At 46.9% G+C, this 399-nt stretch carries 1 protein-coding gene; it reads right to left on the reverse strand.

Annotated elements, in window-relative coordinates:
- Nucleotides 1–399, reverse strand: a 399-nt coding sequence (locus DWV53_RS16340) for a phage integrase SAM-like domain-containing protein (protein WP_259319021.1), incomplete at both ends; no start/stop codon positions are given.

Here is a 399-nt window from a genome sequence, read left to right on the forward strand (position 1 = left end):
TGTGGTCTGGGTCAACGTGGTACATGGCAAACGGATTTCTCTGTATCTTGCCGTTGTAGTGTGCTGCCGTGACGATATGCTTCAATGGTATGGAGTATATCCAAATGGTAGATTGCGTGAGTCCAATGACATTCTTCAAATACAGACAAAAATCACGGATGAACTCCTCGGTAAGCTCATTCATGGACATATCGCTGCGCTTGTACTGAAATTTGATGAACTCGGCAACGTACTTTCTTACCGTCAGATACTTGCGGTAGGTTCGGACAGCTCGGTCTTTTCCCACGCGTTGGGCAAAGGCTGCGTTCTCCTTGTCAAAAGCTCTGAGTAATGTCTCATACTCCGTACCTATGCCTTGATATGCGTTTCTCACCATTTCAGCGGTAACGAACGCCTCAC

The organism is Segatella copri, from assembly GCF_003465495.1.
Lineage (GTDB): Bacteria > Bacteroidota > Bacteroidia > Bacteroidales > Bacteroidaceae > Prevotella > Prevotella copri_G.